The following is a 1,731-nucleotide window of genomic DNA, read 5'->3' as shown; positions in this document are numbered from 1 at the left end:
TGCAGGCCGCGCGCGAAGTACCGCTGGCCGGATCGCAGATCAATCCGCTGTCGCGCGCCCCGATCGATACGGTGCTCGACGTTGGCGTGCGCGCGATCAACGGCATGCTGACCGTCGGCCGCGGCCAGCGCATGGGCCTGTTCGCGGGCTCGGGTGTCGGCAAGAGCGTGCTGCTCGGCATGATGGCGCGCTATACCAGCGCCGAAGTGATCGTGGTCGGCCTGATCGGCGAACGCGGCCGCGAAGTGAAGGACTTCATCGAGAACATCCTCGGCGAGGAGGGCCGCGCCCGCTCGGTGGTGGTCGCCGCCCCGGCCGACACCTCACCGCTGCTGCGCATGCAGGGCGCGGCCTACGCGACGCGCCTGGCCGAGTATTTCCGCGACCAGGGCCGCCATGTGCTGCTGATCATGGATTCGCTGACGCGCTATGCGATGGCCCAGCGCGAGATCGCGCTGGCCATCGGCGAGCCGCCGGCAACCAAGGGTTACCCCCCTTCGGTGTTCGCCAAGCTGCCGACCCTGGTGGAGCGCGCCGGCAACGGCGCCGAGGGCGGCGGCTCGATCACCGCCTTCTATACCGTGCTGGCCGAGGGTGACGACCAGCAGGATCCGATCGCCGACTCGGCGCGCGCGATCCTCGACGGCCATATCGTGCTGTCGCGCAGCCTGGCCGAGGCCGGCCACTATCCGGCGATCGACGTCGAGGCCTCGATCAGCCGCGCGATGACCGCATTGATCTCGCCGGAACAATTCGGCTCGGTGCGCCGCTTCAAGCAATTGATGTCGCGCTACCAGCGCAACCGCGATCTGATCAGCGTCGGCGCCTACGTACCGGGCGCCGATCCCGAACTCGATCTGGCGATCCGCCTGCATCCGCGCATGGAAGCCTTCCTGCAGCAGGACATTCACGAGCGCGCGGGGTACGGCGAATCGATCGATCAACTGCATCTGCTCTTCGACAGGAGCGCAAATGGCTAAGACCTCTCCGCTGAACACGCTGGCCGACCTGGCCCAGAACGACACCGACACCGCCGCGCGCGAACTCGGACGGCTGCAGGGCCAGCGCACGCAGGCCGAGCAGCAGCTCGCCGCGCTGACCCAGTACCGGCAGGAATACCGCGCGCGCATGCAGGCCTTGATGCAGAACGGCATGCCGTCGGCGCGCTGGCACGACTTCTCCCAGTTCCTGGATTCGCTCGACGCCGCGATCCGCCAGCAGACGGAGGCGCTCGCCAAGGCCGAATCGCAGCTGCTGGCCGGCCGCGCCAACTGGCAGAAGCAGAAGCAGCGCCTGAACTCGTTCGACACGCTGATCGCGCGTGCCGAATCCCGCGAGCAGCAGATCGCCGCGCGCCGCGAGCAGCGGGCCACCGATGAGTACGCCGCGCGCCTGTCCCGGCAGCAGGTAGGCAGCGGACACAACCAATAAGCCAGCAAGTACAGATGATCGACATCAGCCAAATCGTCAGCGGCGGCGCCGCACCCGCCAACGCTCCGCGCAACCCGCAGCCCGCTTCGGGCGCGAGCGAGTTCGGCGATGCCCTGGCGCGCGCACGCCAGACGCAGGCCGGCGAAGCGAGCGCGGCCAGCCAACAGCAGCAGCCGGCCAAGAGCGGCAAAACGGCCGACAGCGCAGGCAAGAACGCTGCCGAGACCGGCAAGAAGGCGGACCCGGCCGACGCCGGCGCCGATGCCGGCAAGACGCAGGGGAGCACCGGCAAGGCCGAGG

Annotated in this window: 2 protein-coding genes and 1 pseudogene; all 3 read left to right on the top strand. The window is 69.0% G+C overall.

Annotated features, from left to right (window positions below; genetic code table 11):
* Positions 1 to 980: FliI/YscN family ATPase (locus tag AC6EI8_RS26350; RefSeq protein ID WP_498383372.1), on the top strand; the 980-nt coding region annotated here is incomplete at its 5' end.
* Positions 973 to 1,431: a flagellar export protein FliJ gene (fliJ, locus tag AC6EI8_RS26345; protein ID WP_149319499.1), complete on the top strand. Its 459-nt coding sequence runs from the start codon at positions 973 to 975 to the stop codon at positions 1,429 to 1,431. The genes AC6EI8_RS26350 and fliJ, both read left to right, overlap by 8 nt.
* 14 nt (positions 1,432 to 1,445) lie before the next feature.
* A pseudogene (locus AC6EI8_RS26340) lies at positions 1,446 to 1,731 on the top strand (flagellar hook-length control protein FliK); the annotation flags it as partial.

The sequence above is a fragment of the Cupriavidus sp. R6-3 genome, from assembly GCF_059772245.1.
Note: the sequence above shows the minus strand (reverse complement) of the source record. Positions and strands in the feature narration are given on the sequence as shown.